11 protein-coding genes are annotated in these 15,652 nt (G+C 64.1%); 5 read left to right on the forward strand and 6 right to left on the reverse strand.

Annotation, left to right across the window (positions count from 1 at the left end; genetic code table 11):
• Positions 1-73 precede the first annotated feature (73 nt).
• Positions 74-1,435 carry a protoglobin domain-containing protein gene (locus tag ACE3OA_RS09850; protein WP_374310497.1) on the forward strand — a complete coding sequence of 454 codons (1,362 nt, stop codon included), beginning with the start codon at positions 74-76 and terminating at the stop codon, positions 1,433-1,435.
• A gap of 267 nt (positions 1,436-1,702) precedes the next feature.
• Here the strand turns inward: ACE3OA_RS09850 and ACE3OA_RS09855 are convergent, their stop codons facing one another.
• Complete coding sequence (locus ACE3OA_RS09855) at positions 1,703-5,173, reverse strand: FAD-dependent oxidoreductase (RefSeq protein ID WP_374310499.1); 3,471 nt, start codon at positions 5,171-5,173, stop codon at positions 1,703-1,705.
• Between the two features lie 396 nt (positions 5,174-5,569).
• Here ACE3OA_RS09855 and ACE3OA_RS09860 point away from each other — a divergent pair, with 396 nt between their 5' ends.
• Positions 5,570-6,043, forward strand: coding sequence for a tetratricopeptide repeat protein (locus ACE3OA_RS09860; RefSeq protein WP_374310501.1), 474 nt, complete (start codon positions 5,570-5,572; stop codon positions 6,041-6,043).
• A gap of 118 nt (positions 6,044-6,161) precedes the next feature.
• Here the strand turns inward: ACE3OA_RS09860 and ACE3OA_RS09865 are convergent, their stop codons facing one another.
• Positions 6,162-6,857, reverse strand: coding sequence for a phytochelatin synthase family protein (locus ACE3OA_RS09865; RefSeq protein ID WP_374310503.1), 696 nt, complete (start codon positions 6,855-6,857; stop codon positions 6,162-6,164).
• Positions 6,858-6,859: 2 nt separating this feature from the next.
• Positions 6,860-8,593 (reverse strand): adenylate/guanylate cyclase domain-containing protein, encoded by a 1,734-nt coding sequence (locus ACE3OA_RS09870; RefSeq protein ID WP_374310506.1) that lies wholly within the window; start codon positions 8,591-8,593, stop codon positions 6,860-6,862.
• Positions 8,594-8,670: 77 nt separating this feature from the next.
• Here ACE3OA_RS09870 and ACE3OA_RS09875 point away from each other — a divergent pair, with 77 nt between their 5' ends.
• From ACE3OA_RS09875 to ACE3OA_RS09885, 3 genes are read left to right on the forward strand one after another with little or no spacing between them, the layout of a single operon-like run.
• Positions 8,671-9,891: a diaminopropionate ammonia-lyase gene (locus ACE3OA_RS09875; RefSeq protein ID WP_374310509.1), complete on the forward strand. Its 1,221-nt coding sequence runs from the start codon at positions 8,671-8,673 to the stop codon at positions 9,889-9,891.
• A complete protein-coding gene (locus ACE3OA_RS09880; RefSeq protein ID WP_374310510.1) occupies positions 9,888-10,169 on the forward strand; it encodes a DUF1289 domain-containing protein in 282 nt (93 codons plus the stop codon). The genes ACE3OA_RS09875 and ACE3OA_RS09880 overlap by 4 nt, the downstream gene beginning before the upstream one ends.
• A 7-nt stretch (positions 10,170-10,176) precedes the next feature.
• Complete coding sequence (locus ACE3OA_RS09885) at positions 10,177-11,103, forward strand: DMT family transporter (protein ID WP_374310512.1); 927 nt, start codon at positions 10,177-10,179, stop codon at positions 11,101-11,103.
• A gap of 5 nt (positions 11,104-11,108) precedes the next feature.
• On the opposite strand, the gene ACE3OA_RS09890 is transcribed toward ACE3OA_RS09885, so the two are convergent.
• The 3 genes from ACE3OA_RS09890 to ACE3OA_RS09900 form a co-directional block, all read right to left on the reverse strand.
• Positions 11,109-11,837, reverse strand: a complete 729-nt coding sequence (locus tag ACE3OA_RS09890; protein ID WP_374310514.1) for a class I SAM-dependent methyltransferase — start codon at positions 11,835-11,837, stop codon at positions 11,109-11,111.
• Positions 11,838-11,946: 109 nt separating this feature from the next.
• Entirely contained in the window at positions 11,947-13,380 is a 1,434-nt protein-coding gene (gene tldD / locus ACE3OA_RS09895; protein ID WP_374310516.1) for a metalloprotease TldD, read from the reverse strand.
• A 100-nt stretch (positions 13,381-13,480) separates the two neighbouring features.
• Positions 13,481-15,469: a PAS domain S-box protein gene (locus tag ACE3OA_RS09900; protein ID WP_374310518.1), complete on the reverse strand. Its 1,989-nt coding sequence runs from the start codon at positions 15,467-15,469 to the stop codon at positions 13,481-13,483.
• Positions 15,470-15,652: the final 183 nt, after the last annotated feature.

The raw sequence follows: 15,652 nt of genomic DNA on the forward strand, positions 1-15,652 counted from the left end.
GTAGGCCATTTCCGCAAGGTGACCTTCGCGCTCAGCCATCCCCTTAAACCGTTGTAGTTAGCAGGTAGGGATCATGCAGACAGCCAAACAGGATCTTCATATTGCCGAGCGCCTCGCCTTTTCCGGTGTCGATGAAAAAGTCCTGAATACGATCGGCAGCTTCCGCGCCGAGATCGAGGCGGTCCTGCCCCACGCCTTGGAAGATTTCTATCAGTACCTGGCCAACTGGCCGCAGATGACCGGCATGTTCGCCGACGCGCAGCGCATGGAATATGCAAAGTCGGCCCAGGCCGCGCATTGGAAGCGGCTCTTTTCCGGCACACTCGACGAAGCCTATTTCCAATCGGCGCTGAAGATCGGCCTGGTGCATGCGCGGATCGGGCTGGAGCCGCGCTGGTATATCGCTGCCTATCAGCGGACCCTGTCGCACCTCATCCGCCGCGCCGTCATCGCCTGCTATTCGCGCCTCCATGCGCACCGCGCCACGGTGGAGCTGGGCGACATCGTCTCGGCCATGACCCAGCTGGCACTCCTAGACATGGACATTGCCGTTTCCGCCTATTTCGAGGAATTGCAGAACCGCCATGCCAAGGAGATCGAACGCATCGGCGAGGAATTCCGCAGCAAGGTGGGCAGCGTCATCGCCGCATTGAAGACCGTTTCGACCCATCTGCAATCCGGCTCGACCGAATTGCTGAGCAGCGCCAATTCGGCGGCCAGCGACGCGCAGGCTGTTTCGGAGGCCTCGCGCATCACCGCCGAGAATGTGGAAAGCGTTGCCGCCGCCGCCGAGGAGCTGACCGCCGCCATCAGCGAGATCCAGCGTCAGACCACGAGCGCCAGTGCCATCGCCCACCAGGCGGTCGCCGAAGCCAACTCATCCAACGATTCCGTGGCGTCGCTCGAGCAGGCGGCCGGGCATATCGGCAATGTGGTGAAGCTCATCGACGATATCGCCGGGCATACCAACCTGCTGGCGCTCAACGCGACCATCGAGGCGGCGCGCGCGGGCGATGCAGGCCGCGGTTTCCAGATCGTCGCCGCCGAGGTCAAGGGCCTGTCGCGCCAGACGGCCGATGCGACCAGTCAGATATCGGGCGAGATCAAGGCCATGCAATCGGCCACCGGGCAATCGGCCAGCGCCATCCATACCATCGCCAGCACCATCAGCCGCATCAGCGACACCACCACCGCCATCGCTGCGGCGGTCGATCAGCAGGGCGCGGCCACAACCGAGATCGCGCGCAGCGTCGAAAATGTGTCGCAAAGCACCACCGCCGTCACCAACCGCATCGCCGCCGTGGCGAGTTCGATCAGCGTCGCCAACCGCATCGCCGACAGCGTCTCGCACGAGATCGCCGATCTGATGGCCCAGACGAGCGCGCTGGAGCGCGAAGTGGAAGGGTTTCTCGCCAGTCTGTCGGCCAAGGATTGACGCACCGCGTCCAGCGGTTAGTTACGTAAAAAATGTTTCACGTGAAACATTGCAGTCCGGGCGGCCCATTCCCATATCGCTTTGTATGACGGATGGAGCCGCCCCAAGCGGCCGTCCTGGTCGAATTGGCCAGATGGCTTTAGGCTCCGCGCGATCCCAACCGCGCGACAGCGCCATCAGGCCCGCCGCCCAACCCTTTGCCAGATCACGGATGTACTGACTGGCAAGGCGCTGGGCCGGCGATGATTGTTTCCCGATAATCCTGACCTATAGCCCAGCCTCGTCGCGTTTCAGCGCGTTGAGGCTGTGGCTGATCCATTCGCGGGTCAGCTTCTCCTGGACCGATTGCTGGCCGAGACGCTGGCGGAGGCCCGCAAAGTCGACATGGTCGAGTTCCTGGTCCTGGTTGAAACAGGAGAAGACCACTGTTTCCTTGCCGGTTACCGGGTCCCTATGCGGCTGCAGGCACTGGGCGCAGATTTCCTTCATCATGCATTGCATGGGCGAGTTGATCGAGCCCACCGCGCAATGGCTGGGCTTGAGGTAGGGTTTCAGCACCCCATGCCGCGCGCGCTGCACCGCCGCCATCATGCCGTCGGAACCGATGGCGATGATGCGGTCGACATCGCCCAACGGAATGGCCGGCGCGCCCAGCTTCCCCTCGGCGTAATAGAGAATGCTGTCGATGATGTTGCCGACATGGGATTTGTCCTGCGGGCGCGTGGGCGTGAAGCCCGGCGCCTCGTCGGATGACCAGATGACGACATCGGCCGCGGCTTCGATATCGGCGACCTTGTAGCGATCCTCCAACTTCTTGTAGCCGGCGAAATAGAGCACCTTGGAGCCAGCGGCGCGAAGTGCGCGGCCGATCGAGAAGAGAACTGCATTGCCGAGGCCGCCGCCGGCCAGCAACACGGTTTCGCCCGCCGGCGTTTCGGTGGGTGCCCCCGTGGGGCCCATCAGGATCACCGGCTCGCCCGGCTTCAGGGACGCGCAGAGCGACGAGGAGCCGCCCATTTCCAGCACGATGAGGCCGACCAAGCCATGTTCGGCATCGGTCCAGGCGCCGGTCAGCGCCAGTCCTTCCATGGCGAGCACGGTGTCCTTGGTGCGCGGGGCCAGGGCCTCGAAATTCTGCAGGCGATAGAATTCGCCGGGCTGGAAATTGCCCGCGGCCTGCGGCGCCTCGACCACCACTTCGACAATGGTGGGGGTCAGCCGGTTGACGGCGCGGACGCGCGCGCGCAGGCGCCGGTTGAGATCCTGCAGGAAGGTGTCGCGCTCGGCACCGCCCCCGACCTGGCGCCTGGCAAGCGACGCCGAGACCACCGGCCAGCCCTGCTTGGCGCTGCCCATCGCCTTCACCACATTGCCGGCGAAGGAGGGATGAAGATCGCCGAAGAAACTCACCGCCCGTCCGTCGGCATGGGTCTGGGTGATGACGCGGACCTCGTTGGGCTTGGCCAGCTTTTCCGGTGTCACCACCGCGCCACCGGCGTCGAGTGCGCGGAAATATTGGCCGTCGAGGCCGAAATTGACGCCGTCCTCGCGCGCCAGCACCGTGTTGGGCCGCGTGCCCGCCGCCACCAGGATGGCGCGCGCCGGCAGCACATGTTCGCTGCCATCGGCATGTTTGAGATGAATGCGCTCGGCAAAACCCTGCGCATCGACATCGATCCGGGTGGGCGTCAGGCATTCGGCGAAGCGGATGTTCTCCTCGAGCGCCTTCTCCACTTCCTCGTGATTGAGCGTATAGGACGGTGAATCGATGAGGCGCCGGCGATAAGCCAGCGTGACACCGCCCCATTGCTGCAGCATTTCCGATATGCGCGGCGGCGTTCCGGCAGCAACGGCGCGGGCGCGCTCAGTGCGGAGCTTCTTCGCATGGTCCAGGAACTCGTCAACCACCACAATTTCCGCCGCCGACCAGGCGGCGCGCAAGGCAGCTTCGCCCTTCTCGCCAGCGATGGTCTCATAACGCTGCAGGAATTTTTCGACCTGCAGCGGGTAATAGGCCATCGCCTCGGTCGCGGTGTCGATGGCGGTGAGGCCGCCGCCGATGACGACCGCCGGCAGTCGCAGCTGCAGATTGGCAATGGAATCCGTCTTGGCAGCACCGGTGAGCTGCAGCGCCATGAGGAAGTCGGATGCCATACGGACACCCTTGGCGAGGCCACCTGGCATGTCGAGCAGCGTGGGCTTTCCGGCACCCATGGCGAGAGCCACGTGATCAAAGCCCATGCCCCAAGCCTGATCCAGGGTGATGGTGCCGCCGAAGCGCACGCCGCCGAACATGGCAAAGCTTCGGCGCCGTTCGATCAGCAGGCGGATGACTTTGAGGAAATTCTTGTCCCAGCGCACGGTGATGCCGTATTCGGCGACACCGCCGAAACCGGCCATGGCGCGACTGCCCAGATCCTCGGTCAATTGCCTAAGATCGCAAATCGGCTTGAACGGCACGCGGCCGCCATCCGGTGCCACACCGGCGATATCCTCGGCCAGCGGCTCGATCTTCAGCCCGTCGATCGCCACCACCGTATGGCCGTCATTCAGCAGATAATGCGACAGCGTATAGCCAGCCGGGCCCAGGCCCACCACCAGCACCTTCTTGCCCGAATCCGCCTTGGCGACGGGCCGGCGCAGATTGAGCGGGTTCCACCGCGTGAGCAGGCTGTAAAGCTCGAATCCATAGGGCAGCGCCAGGATGTCCTTGAGCGTGCGCGTTTCGGCCTGCGGAATGTCGACCGGTTCCTGCTTCTGATAGATGCAGGCCTTCATGCAGTCGTTGCAGATGCGGTGGCCGGTGGCGGCCACCATCGGATTGTCGATGGCGATGATGGCGAGCGCCCCCAGAGGCTGGCCGTTCGCCTTGGCCGCATGCATCTCGGAGATCTTTTCCTCGAGCGGGCAGCCGGCCAGCGTCACGCCGAAGACGCTCTTCTTGAACGAGCCATCCTTCTCATGCAGCCCCTTCGAGCAGCTGTCCTTGCCCTGGTGATGGCACCAGATGCAGTAATTGGCGTGGTCGAGGGCGCCCTTGAGATCGGTGCCCTTGTCGGTGAGGGCAAAGCCTTCGCGGTGCCGCAGCTTGTCGGTGCTGAGCTTGTAGGAGGTGACGCCGTCCCGGATCTCCGTTTCCATATGGAGGAGATGCAGGGGATCGATCTTGCGCGGCGCCTTGAAGAGCACGCCGCTCGCATGCAGCGCCTTGCCCGCCTCCGATTGCGTGGCCCAGGCGGCATATTGAAGGGCGAGGTCGATTTCGCGGGCATGCGCCGCTTCATCCTTGCCCCAGGCTTCGACCTCTGTCGCAAAGCGCAATTCGTCGAACGAACCGCCAAGAAGCGCCGTCAATTCCCGCCGCAGGGCATCGGCATCCATGGCGGCGACCTTGTCCGGCCCATAGGCCTTGAGCGCGCGGCGCTGCACGAAGAGGCGCTTGCAGGTGTAAAGCGGGGCCAGCGCGTTGTGCTGCGCCTGCAGGGCGCGCAATTCCGCCCCGATGCCGAACAGGGTGCCGAGGAAATCCTCGAGCGGGCCGGCCAGGTCGAGAATGAGCTGGGATTCCGCCTTGGCATCCAGGCCCGAAGCATCCGCGCGGGCTGCCGCCAGGCGTCCGAGAAGCGCCGGATCGCTTGATCCCAGATCCTTCAGGAATTGAGCGTCGAGCCGGGCGAGGCCCGCCGGTTCGTAGAGATCCTCAAAACGCAAACCATGCGCCAGCGTGAGATCTTCCATTGGGTGGCTTCCTTCATAACACACTGAACGCGCGGCATTTAGGTGGCTCCAGGGATGATATTATTCGTATACAAACAAAAACCTGCAAGGCATTTCCGGATGATCTGCCGCGGCACGTTGTTGCGGCGCAAAGGGGGGGCGCGCTGCCCGCCGGTAACAATCGGCCCACCGCTCGCGAATTCGTGCTTGGACATTTAACGGGCCATTCCAAATACTTGTGCCCCCAACGGCCAGTGACTGGGACGAAAGGGGCGAGTTCCCGGAGCTTGTGACCCGGTTCACAGCACCCCCGGTGAGGTTCGGCTAAATGAATGAATGAAGGCGCCAGGGATCATGGGGTCCAGAGGGCGCCCCGGCACGTAACAGCAACAATCGAGATCGAACAGGAGAGACACCATGAAGAACCAGCGCCTTGCCTTGATCGCCGCCCTGACCGGATTGAGCCTGGGCTTTGCCAGCCACGCCTTTTCGATGGGCTCGGATTCGACCACGCCGGCAGCCAAGGCCGACGATTACAAGAAAGCCGTCGCCCTGATCGACGATGAAAAATACACCGCCGCCATTCCCCTGCTGCAGAAATCGATCAAGGAAAAGGGCGAATATGCCGACGCCCTCAACCAGCTGGGCTTCGCCAATCGCAAGATGGGCAATTGGAAGGCCGGCATGGAATATTACCTCAAGGCCCTGTCGCTCGAGCCCAAGCATCTCGGCGCAAATGAGTATCTGGGCGAGCTCTATCTCGAGCAGAAGGACCTGCCCAATGCCGAGAAGCAGCTCGCCGTCCTCAAATCCGCCTGCGGCGATTGCGACGAATTCGATACGCTCGAGGAAGCGATCGACGATTACAAGAGCGACAACAACATCAACTGAGGCATCCCCCTCACCCCAACCCCTCTCCCCACCGCGTGGGGCGAGGGGCTAGTAAGAGGCCACGCCGGAATCCCCCTCGCCCCGCGATAGCGGGGAGAGGGATGGGGTGAGCGGCGTTTCAGCCTTTCATCACCACCAGATAGCCCCTCGGCTTCCCATCCTCGCAAGGCCGTGCCATCGCTTTGAGAAGATGCTCGAGCGGCGCCCAGGCGGGTTCGTAATCGGCCTTGTAGACGTCGAGTACCAGCACGCGGTCGCCGGCCGCGTCGAAGGCCGCGAGCGGCGAGAAATGGCCGATATCGCTGCCGTCGCCATAGAAATCGTCGAGATGGAAATTGGCGATCGGCAGGACGCCGGGTGCCGCTTCCATGGCGGCAAGATCGCTGCGCAACTGGGTGGCCGTTCGGGCATCCGCTGCCGACACCGGGCGTGTCTCGACATGCCAGTCGTCGAGACCGTAATGCGCCAGCGCTTCGCCAAGATGGGCGGCGAGTTCGAGGAGCTGGCGGCCGCCCCCTTCCGGCGCGATGCCCGCCCGCCAATCGGTATGGTCGAAGAGATCCAGCAGCCGCTTCTCGCTGACCAACCCGCCGACGCGGTTCTGCCCGGCCAGCCCCCGCGCCGCATTGAGCACCATGGCGGCGCTGGCCAGCGAGCAGGAGGAATCGGTGTGCTGGTGCAGCTGATGCGGCATCAGGGCCCAGAAATTCGGCGCCGGATGGGTGCGCAGATAGGCGTTGTCGCGCGCAAGCGGCAAGAGCGGCGGCCGGGTGGCGCTGTTATGGTCGGTGGGTGTTGCGTCGATCTCAGTCATTTTCACTCCGCGGCATGCGCAAGATCCTGATCCTGCGCCGATTTCAGCGCCAATACGCCCAATGTCTGTTCTCGCCCACGCACCATCAGCGGATGGAGACGCGATGGGTCGAAATCGAGGCCCGCGCGGCGCGCCACCTGTTCGGAAATGACCAGCTGGCAATCGAGTTCCTTGGTCGCGGTTTCCAGCCGGCTCGCCGTGTTGACCGCGTCGCCGATGGCCGTGAGATGCTGGCTGGCGCCGTAGCCCATGTCGCCGACGATGACGGGACCGAAATGGATGCCGATGCCGATGCGCAAGGGCTGTTTTAGGTCGGCCTTGAGATGGCCGTTGAGTTCGTCGAGATTGACCGACATGCGGCGCGCGGCTTCCAGCGCCTGGGTGCAGGCGCGCTTACCGTCATCGCCCGCCATCCCGCTTTCGATGCCGAAGAGCGCCATCACGCCATCACCGATGAACTTGTCGAGATGCCCGCCGGCCCCGCTCACCGCCTCGCCCATCGCCTTGAAATAGCGGTTGAGCAGGAACACCACGTCATAGGGCAAGCGCTGTTCGGAGAGCTGGGTGAAGCCGCGAAGATCGGCAAAGAGAATGGCGATTTCCAACTCCCGTCCCGAATGATAGTCGCCGCGCGCCAAGGCTTGCCGCGGTCCCGCCTGTGCCGGCAGAAGCGGCGCCACCGTCAAGGGCGCCGTCGGGCGCAGCTGACAGGCAAGGCGCGTATCGGGGGAGGCACCGACCCGCGCCAATACGCGCTTCTCATCGTCGCTGGGTGCCGGCGCATGGGCGCCGCCTTTCAGGATCTTGATGCGACAGGTCGAGCAGCGCCCGCGCCCGCCGCAGACCGAGGCATGGGGAATATTGGCGCTGCGGCTGGCTTCCAGCACGGTCATGCCGGCCTGGATGCGCACCTTGGCGCCGCTCTCATAGCCGATCTCGATTGCCTGGCGGCGATGCACCTGGTCGCGCACCAGCCTTGCCCCCAGCACGAAAACAAGGAGGCCGCCGCAGATCCAGAAACCCAGGCGCTGCAGGGCATGCACCTCGGCCGCAGCTTCCACGCCGGGAAGATGGTCGCGTTCGATCAGCGCCGGCAGCCAGGTCTCGTCCTCCATCCGCTCGGCAATGGCGCGGCCGCCATCGGCAAAGCCGATGAGGGCCAGAACCGGCAGGATCACGGCAAAGGCAAAGAGGTAGGGCCGCGCTTTCGGATACCAGGGCTTCAACCGCAGCCAATAGGCAAGGCCGATGCAGCCATGGATCCAGGTCGTCACCACCGCCAGCGCCTGCAAGGCGCCATAGCCCGGCTGGAACACCCAGAGCGAGAGCAGCACATAGGCATAAGAATCCTTGAACTGGTACTGGTCGTGCGCATAGGCCGTGCCCAGCACATGCAGCATCAACAATGGCGGCGTCATCAACCCCAGGATCAGCTGCGCCGCTTCCCAGAACGGCATCTTGAGCGAGCGACGGCGGTAGAGGGCCACCAGGGCCACGGTGATATGCAGCAGGACGGCGGTGAAGAGCGCCCATTCGATCGGCAGGAAACGCCAGAAGCCGAGAAAGATGGCGCGGCCCGCCTCCAGCCATTTCAGCGAGACGATACCCAGGGCGTGATTGAGGTTATGGGTGAGCACATAGGTGAAGAGAATGAGACCCGTCGTCAGCCGGATCTGGCCGAGCAGCCGGTTGCCATGCGCCGCAAGGTATGTGGAGAAGGCTCGGGTGGATGGCAATCTATGCAGCTCCCGGATAGGTCGCACGCGTTGCGGTCGTTTGCGAGATGGTCGGCGGTTTGATACTACTCGCAGCCATGACCGAATGGAAACCGCCCCGCCTCGCCGCCCATATCATCATCAACCGGCATTTGAGCCCGGCCGAGGAAAGCCTCGAATCCGCCGCCCCCGGCGTGGTCGACGCGGATGGCTTTCACCGTGCCGCAACCGAGATCAAGGCCTGGCCCGGCTATCAGCCGACCGCCTTGCGCCAGCTGGACGGCCTTGCCGCACGGCTGAAACTGGGGCGCATCTTCTACAAGGATGAAAGCACCCGCTTCGGCCTCGGCGCCTTCAAGGCCGTTGGTGGGGCCTATGCGGTGCTGCGGCATCTGCAGGACAAGCTGGGCGGCAGCGTCACCGCCAGCGACCTCATCGCCGGCAAATACCGCGACCGGACGAAAGACATTACGGTCTGTACGGCGACCGACGGCAATCACGGCAAATCCGTGGCCTGGGGTGCAAGGCTGTTCGGCTGCCGTGCCGTCATCTACATCCACCAGGGCGTCAGTGTCGGGCGCGAGCAAGCCATTGCCGCCTATGGCGCCGACATGCGGCGCATCCCGGACAATTATGATGCCTCGGTTCGTGCCTGCGCCGCCGATGCCGAAAGGAATGGCTGGCAGGTGATCTCGGACACGACCTGGGACGGCTATCGGGAGATTCCGCGCCATGTCATGCATGGTTATGGCGTCATGATGGACGAGGTGCTGGAGCAATTGCCGCCGCGCGAAGACCTCACGCATGTCTTCATCCAGGCGGGCGTCGGCGGCCTGCCGGCAGCGGTTGCCGGCTATCTGTGGCTGGAACAGGACGCTTTGCGCCCCAAGATCGTCGTGGTCGAGCCGGAAAAGGCCGATTGCCATTATCAGAGCTCCAAGGCCGGCAAGCCCACCGCCGTCACCGGCAAGCTCGACACGCTGATGGCGGGCCTCGCTTGCGGCGAGGTTTCGCCGCTAGCCTGGACCCTGCTCGACAAGGCAAGCTTTGCCTTCATGACCGTGCCGGACGACGCGGCGGTCTTTGCCATGAAGACTCTCGCTGAAGGTATCGGCAACGACCCCAAGGTCGTGGGCGGGGAAGCCGGCGTGGGTGGCCTCGCCGGGCTCATCGCCGCCGCCATCGACGCGGAAGCGCGCAAGGCCCTGCTGCTCGACGAACACTCGAAAATCCTCATCATCGGCAGCGAGGGCGCGACCGATCCCGTGCTCTATGCGCAGCTGGTCGGCCGCAAGCCTGAAGAGGTGCTGGCCGCATGAGCGACGAATTGCGCCAGAAGGGCCTTGCCGAGGGCCAGCGCCTGATGCGGGACAAGCTGGCGCGCCAGGAACGGCGGGCGGAGCGCATGCGCCTGCTTGCTTCTGGCCCGCCTTCGCCCTGCATCAGCGTCTGCCAGATGGACCCGATGACCGGCTATTGCATCGGCTGCACGCGCACCATCGACGAGATCCGCGACTGGATCATCTCGACACCCGACGAGCGCAACGCCATCCTTGCCCGCATCAACGAGCGCCGCGCCAAGGCTGCGGCACGGTGAACCACAGATGACAGATCAGGCAAAGCCACTGGCCGAAACGGCCCGCGGCGAGAACGCGGCGACGGGCCTCATCCTGCTCGCCCTCATCACCCTCTTCTGGGGCGTCAACTGGCCGGCGATCAAGCTCTCGGTCAACGAGGTGCCGGTCTGGGCTTTCCGCACCATCTGCCTGGCTGCGGGTGCCGGCGGGCTGTTCGGCATCGCCGCCCTGGCGCGCCTGCCCTTGCGCATCCCGCGCCAGGATCTCAAGCCCCTCCTCATCGCCGCACTCGGCAACATCACCGGCTGGCATCTCTTCTCGGCGCTGGGTGTGACCATGATGCAGCCGGGCCGCGCCTCGATCCTCGCCTTCACCATGCCGCTCTGGGCCGCGCCCATCGCCGCCATCTGGCTCAAGGAAAGGATCGACGGTCTGCGCCTCGCCGGCCTCAGCGTCGGCATGATCGGCCTCGCGGTTCTGGTGGTGCCGGACTGGGCCAATATCAGCGCCGCCCCTTGGGGTCCGGTCTTCATGCTGCTCGCCGCCATCGCCTGGGCCTTCGGCACCGTCGCCTTGAAAACGCATCGCTATGCCATGCCGACCACCTCGCTCGTCGCCTGGCAGATGCTGCTGGGCGGCGTGCCGATCTTCCTCGGCGCGCTGCTGCTCGATCGCGATTTCGATCCCACGGCGGTGAGCGGTCTCGGCTGGAGCGCCGTCGCCTACGCGGCCCTCATCCCGATGATATTCTGTCACTGGGCCTGGTTCCGCGTCGTTGCCATCTATCCCGCGGTCGTCGCCGCCATCGGCACGCTGGCCATCCCCGTCATCGGCATCATCTCGTCAGCGCTCATCACTGGCGACATCATCGGCTGGGACGAAATCCTGTCGCTGACCCTCGTCGTGCTTGCCCTCTTCCTGGTGCTGGTGGCGCCGCAATTGCGGCGGCGCTGAAAGCCTTAGCGTTTCACAGCGACGCAGTTGAGCAGCGTTTCTTCGCGGATCTTCGGCGGTTTGATGCCGAACCAGCGCTCAAACAAGCCCAGATCGTTGCGGCTCCACCACAGATAGGGATACGAGATCGCACTTTCGCCCACGTCGAAGCCGGCGGTGCGGATCATGGCGAGATATTCGGGCGCCGTGCGCTGCACGTCCATCGGATGGCGGAAGAGCAGGCGGATCATCGGCGAGTGAATGTATTTGCGCGTCGATTCGGCAAAGAGGAACAATCCGCCCGGTTTGAGCACGCGGTTGAATTCCTGGAGTGCTGCTTCCTGGTCCATCAGATGATGAAAGGTCTGGTGACAGAAGATCATGTCGACCGAGGCATCCGGCAGCATCAGGCGCGACGATGTCGTCTGCTGGAACTCGACTTCCAGCCCGTCGCGCGCCGTCTCGGCGGCGGCGATCTCCAGCATGGTGCCATCGACATCGATACCGATCATGCGGTCCGGGCGGAAGCGCGCTTTCAGCAGGCCGAATGAGCGGCCGCGACCGCAACCCACATCGACGATGGTGGGATAGGCGGGAAGACGCGCCGGTATGAGCCGCTCCAGATCCTTGAGCGCCCGCAGGAGCACATGCACGGCCCAGGTCTCGGTCTTCAGGAACCACATGCCGAAACGCGATTCCGGCACGAACATGCCGGCGCTGAGCGCGTCGTTGCGTTGATAGAGCGGTGAAATCATGTGCGGTCCAAGGGTTGCAGAATCTTGGACGTTGATGCCACTCGGAGTTGTTACTGGCAAGCCCCTCGCCCCATGAAATGGGGAGAGGGGTTGAGGTGAGGAAAACTGCTTAGGCCGCCGTGCCGCCCACGGTGAGGGCGTCGATGCGCAAGGTGGGCTGGCCGACACCCACCGGGACACCTTGGCCTTCCTTGCCGCAGGTGCCGACACCGGTGTCGAGCTTCATGTCGTTGCCGATCATGCCGACCTTGGTGAGCACGTCCGGGCCGTTGCCGATGAGGGTCGCACCCTTGACCGCCGGGCCGATTTTGCCGTCCTCGATGAGATAGGCTTCCGAGGCCGAGAAGACGAATTTGCCGGAGGTGATGTCGACCTGGCCGCCGCCGAAATTGACCGCATAGAGACCCTTCTTCACGCTGGCCAGCACCTCGGCCGGGTCGTGCTTGCCGTTCAGCATGATGGTGTTGGTCATGCGCGGCATCGGGTTATGGGCAAAGCTCTGGCGCCTGCCGTTGCCGGTCGGCTTCATGCCCATGAGGCGCGCATTCTGCCGGTCCTGGATATAGCCTTTGAGGATGCCGTCCTCGATGAGGGTCGTGCATTGCGTGGGCGTGCCTTCGTCATCGATGGTGAGCGAGCCGCGCCGGTCGGTCAGCGTGCCGTCATCGACCACGGTGACGCCCGGTGCCGCGATGCGCTGGCCCAGCAACCCGGCAAAGGCCGAGGTCTTCTTGCGGTTGAAGTCGCCCTCAAGCCCGTGGCCGATCGCTTCATGAAGGAGGATGCCGGGCCAGCCTGGACCCAGCACCACCGGCATTTCACCGGCCGGTGCCGGGACGGAGGAGAGATTGACGATGGCCTGGCGCAAGGCTTCGTCGGCGCCCGCCTGCCAATGGGCGGGATCGACCACGCCGTCATAGGTGACGCGGCCGCCGGAGCCGAACGAGCCCGTTTCCATGCGGCCGTTCTCTTCGACCATGACCGAGATGTTGAGCCGCACCAGCGGGCGCACATCGGCCATGCGGCTGCCATCGCCGCGGATGATCTGGATCGCGGACCAGGAACCGGAGATGGAGCACATCACCTGGCGCACGCGGCTGTCCTTGGCGCGGGCATAGGCGTCGATCTCCTCGAGCAGCTTCACCTTCTTCTCGAAGGGCAGCAACCCTAAGGGATTGTCCGGCGTATAAAGCTGGCGGTTGGTGCCGACGGGGCCGACATCGAGACGCCCGTCATGGCCGGCATGCACCGCCTTTACCGTCTGCGCGGCGCGGGCCAGCGCCCCTTCGGAAAGGTCGCTTGCATGCGCATAGCCGGAGATTTCGCCGGAAATGGCGCGGAGGCCGAAACCCTGCGTCGTGTCGAAGCTCGCACTCTTCAGGCGCCCGTCATCGAAGGAGAGGGCTTCCGATTGCTGGTATTCGAGATAGAGCTCACCATCATCGGCGCCGTTCAAGGCATCGCCCACCAAGGTTTCGGTCTTCGCACGGTCGAGGCCGGCGCGGTCGAAAAAGAGCTGGTCGGTGGTGGCAAGATTGGACATCGGTCTCGTGCTCCGAATGCGGCGGATAAACTGGCTATCAGATATAGGATGCCGGCCGGGGAAATGCCACCGTCGCCATTTCCCCAATGTCAGGCGGGAATCAGCCGGAAATACCGATGCGCCGCTCGATTTCGGAGAGAAGGCGCGGAATATCCACCGGCTCTCCGCCACCGCTGGTGCGTTCGCTGGCCTGGTTGGCGCCGAAATCAAGCACCGGAATCCGGCGCTGTTCCGCCACCGCCAGGAGCCGGCGGCGCGATTCCTGTCGCAGCGGGTCGGGATCGCCGCAGTCGATGAGAATGAGGCTGGGTGCCATCGAGCGCATGGCGACCAAGGCCAGTTCCGCCGTATGCACGGTGGTAAGGGACACGGCCGGAATCTGGCCGAGAGCGCGTTCGATCAGGCGCACATAGGCCGGATTGTCCTCGACATAGAGGAGGCGCCTCTCCTCCCGTGTAATACGCGAATTGCTGCCGGCCCGGGCCGGCTGCAGGCCCTCGCCATGGGCCGGGATGGGCGGTTCGGCGGAGGCCGCCTGGCCTCGCACCTGTCCGGCGATCGGCAGATCGACCCAGAAGGTGCTGCCCTCTTCCACCACGCTTTGATAGCCGATCCGGCCGCCCATCAGTTCGACCAGCTTCTTGGTCAGCGACAGGCCGATGCCGGTTCCCTCGATCGCCATGGATTCGGCACCCAGGCGGCTGAAGGGCACGAACAGCTCCGCCTGCCGCTCGGGCTTGATGCCGATACCCGTGTCACGCACCGAGATGCGCAGGAAGCCGGGGCGCGTTTCGGCGCAGGTGACGTCGACGCGGCCACCCAGCTTATTGTACTTGATCGCATTGCTGAGGAGGTTGAGGAACACTTGGCGCAACCGGACGCGGTCGGCCAGCATCAGCGGCAGGGCCGTCACCGGCCTGGCCACATGCAGGGTGATGGCGCGCGCCGCAGCCATTCTTTCGATGAGCGGCAGCGCGTCACCGATGACCGTCAGCGCGTCGATCGGCTCGATCTTCAATCCGATGCGGCCGGCATCGATCTTGGCCAGTTCCAGGATATCCTGGATGAGTTCCAGCAGATGCCTGCCGCCGGTCATGATGTCGCGCAGATACTCGCGCTGCTTGGGCTGGAGCGGCCCCGCATGCTCGGTCTCCAGCATCTGCGCGTAGCCCAGGATCGCGTTGAGCGGCGTGCGCAGCTCGTGGCTCATATTGGCCAGGAAATCCATTTTCGCGCGGTTGGCGCTCTCGGCGCTTTCCTTGGCCTGACGCAAGGCTATCTCGGCCAGCTTGCGGTTCGTCACGTCCTGAACGGTCCCCACCGAGCGCAGCGGCGTGCCGTCATCGGCATAACTGGTCTGGCCGCGCACCTCGACATATTTGATCCGCTCGTCCGGCATCAGCAGACGGTGCGTCAAATCGTAGGGTGCACGGTTGGCGATCGCCTCTGCGTTGGTCTTCTGGATGAGGGCGCGGTCCTGCGGATGCACACGTTGTTCGAACAATTCGAAAGTGGGATTGTCGACGGTGCCCTCAATTTCCAGAATCGCGAACAGCTCCTCGGACCAGATGCGCGATTCGTCGCGGTGATCGATTTCGTAGGAAGCGATGCGCGCGATGTTCTGCGCCTGGCGCAGGCGCGTTTCGCTGGCGCGGAGCGCCTGCTCGGTCAGCATCATGTGGTTGATGTCTTCGATCACGCCGACTAAGCGATAGGGCGTGCCGTCGGGCTTGCGTGCCAGCGTCACGGTAATCCGGACCCAGACGATCTCGCCCGATTTGCGGATGTAGCGCTTTTCCAGCGTATAGGGCCCGCGCGTTCCCGCGATCAGTTCGTCGCCCAGGCGTGCATCGATCGCGATGTCATCGGGATGCGTGATCTCGGCAAAGCTGTGGCCGACCAGTTCCTCGGCCGTGTAGCCGGTGATTTCGCAGAAGCGCGCATTGACGCGGATAAAGACGCCTTCGAAATCCGAATAGCAAATGCCGACGCCGGATTGGTTGAAGACGGCATGAAAGAGCGAATCCGATTCCTCGCTTTCGCTCATCGGGGCGGCCGGGTGGGGGCGTTTCTTGTCGGCCTGCTTCATCGCTCCTGACTTGCCGGTCTTTACCAAACTCTGGACGGCGCAAGGGCCCAATCCGTCGGTCTGCGCATGAAGAGTTAGTCTAGGTCCCAACTTGCTAAGGATTCCTTAGCCGAGACAAGGCATTGGGCGGTCGAAACCCCGCCTTTCGGGACCGGAGCAGAGCCCGAAAGGCGGGGTTCTAGG

Origin of the sequence: Dongia sp., assembly GCF_041906375.1 — a bacterium.
In the GTDB taxonomy this organism is placed as follows: domain Bacteria; phylum Pseudomonadota; class Alphaproteobacteria; order Dongiales; family Dongiaceae; genus Dongia.

What these genes read in the sequence shown, in the direction of transcription:
- ACE3OA_RS09850 (WP_374310497.1), top strand. Translation starts at nt 74, where the DNA reads ATGCAGACAGCCAAACAGGATCTTCATATTGCCGAGCGCCTCGCCTTT.
- ACE3OA_RS09855 (WP_374310499.1), bottom strand. Translation starts at nt 5,173, where the DNA reads ATGGAAGATCTCACGCTGGCGCATGGTTTGCGTTTTGAGGATCTCTAC.
- ACE3OA_RS09860 (WP_374310501.1), top strand. Translation starts at nt 5,570, where the DNA reads ATGAAGAACCAGCGCCTTGCCTTGATCGCCGCCCTGACCGGATTGAGC.
- ACE3OA_RS09865 (WP_374310503.1), bottom strand. Translation starts at nt 6,857, where the DNA reads ATGACTGAGATCGACGCAACACCCACCGACCATAACAGCGCCACCCGG.
- ACE3OA_RS09875 (WP_374310509.1), top strand. Translation starts at nt 8,671, where the DNA reads ATGACCGAATGGAAACCGCCCCGCCTCGCCGCCCATATCATCATCAAC.
- ACE3OA_RS09880 (WP_374310510.1), top strand. Translation starts at nt 9,888, where the DNA reads ATGAGCGACGAATTGCGCCAGAAGGGCCTTGCCGAGGGCCAGCGCCTG.
- ACE3OA_RS09885 (WP_374310512.1), top strand. Translation starts at nt 10,177, where the DNA reads ATGACAGATCAGGCAAAGCCACTGGCCGAAACGGCCCGCGGCGAGAAC.
- ACE3OA_RS09890 (WP_374310514.1), bottom strand. Translation starts at nt 11,837, where the DNA reads ATGATTTCACCGCTCTATCAACGCAACGACGCGCTCAGCGCCGGCATG.
- tldD (WP_374310516.1), bottom strand. Translation starts at nt 13,380, where the DNA reads ATGTCCAATCTTGCCACCACCGACCAGCTCTTTTTCGACCGCGCCGGC.
- ACE3OA_RS09900 (WP_374310518.1), bottom strand. Translation starts at nt 15,469, where the DNA reads ATGAAGCAGGCCGACAAGAAACGCCCCCACCCGGCCGCCCCGATGAGC.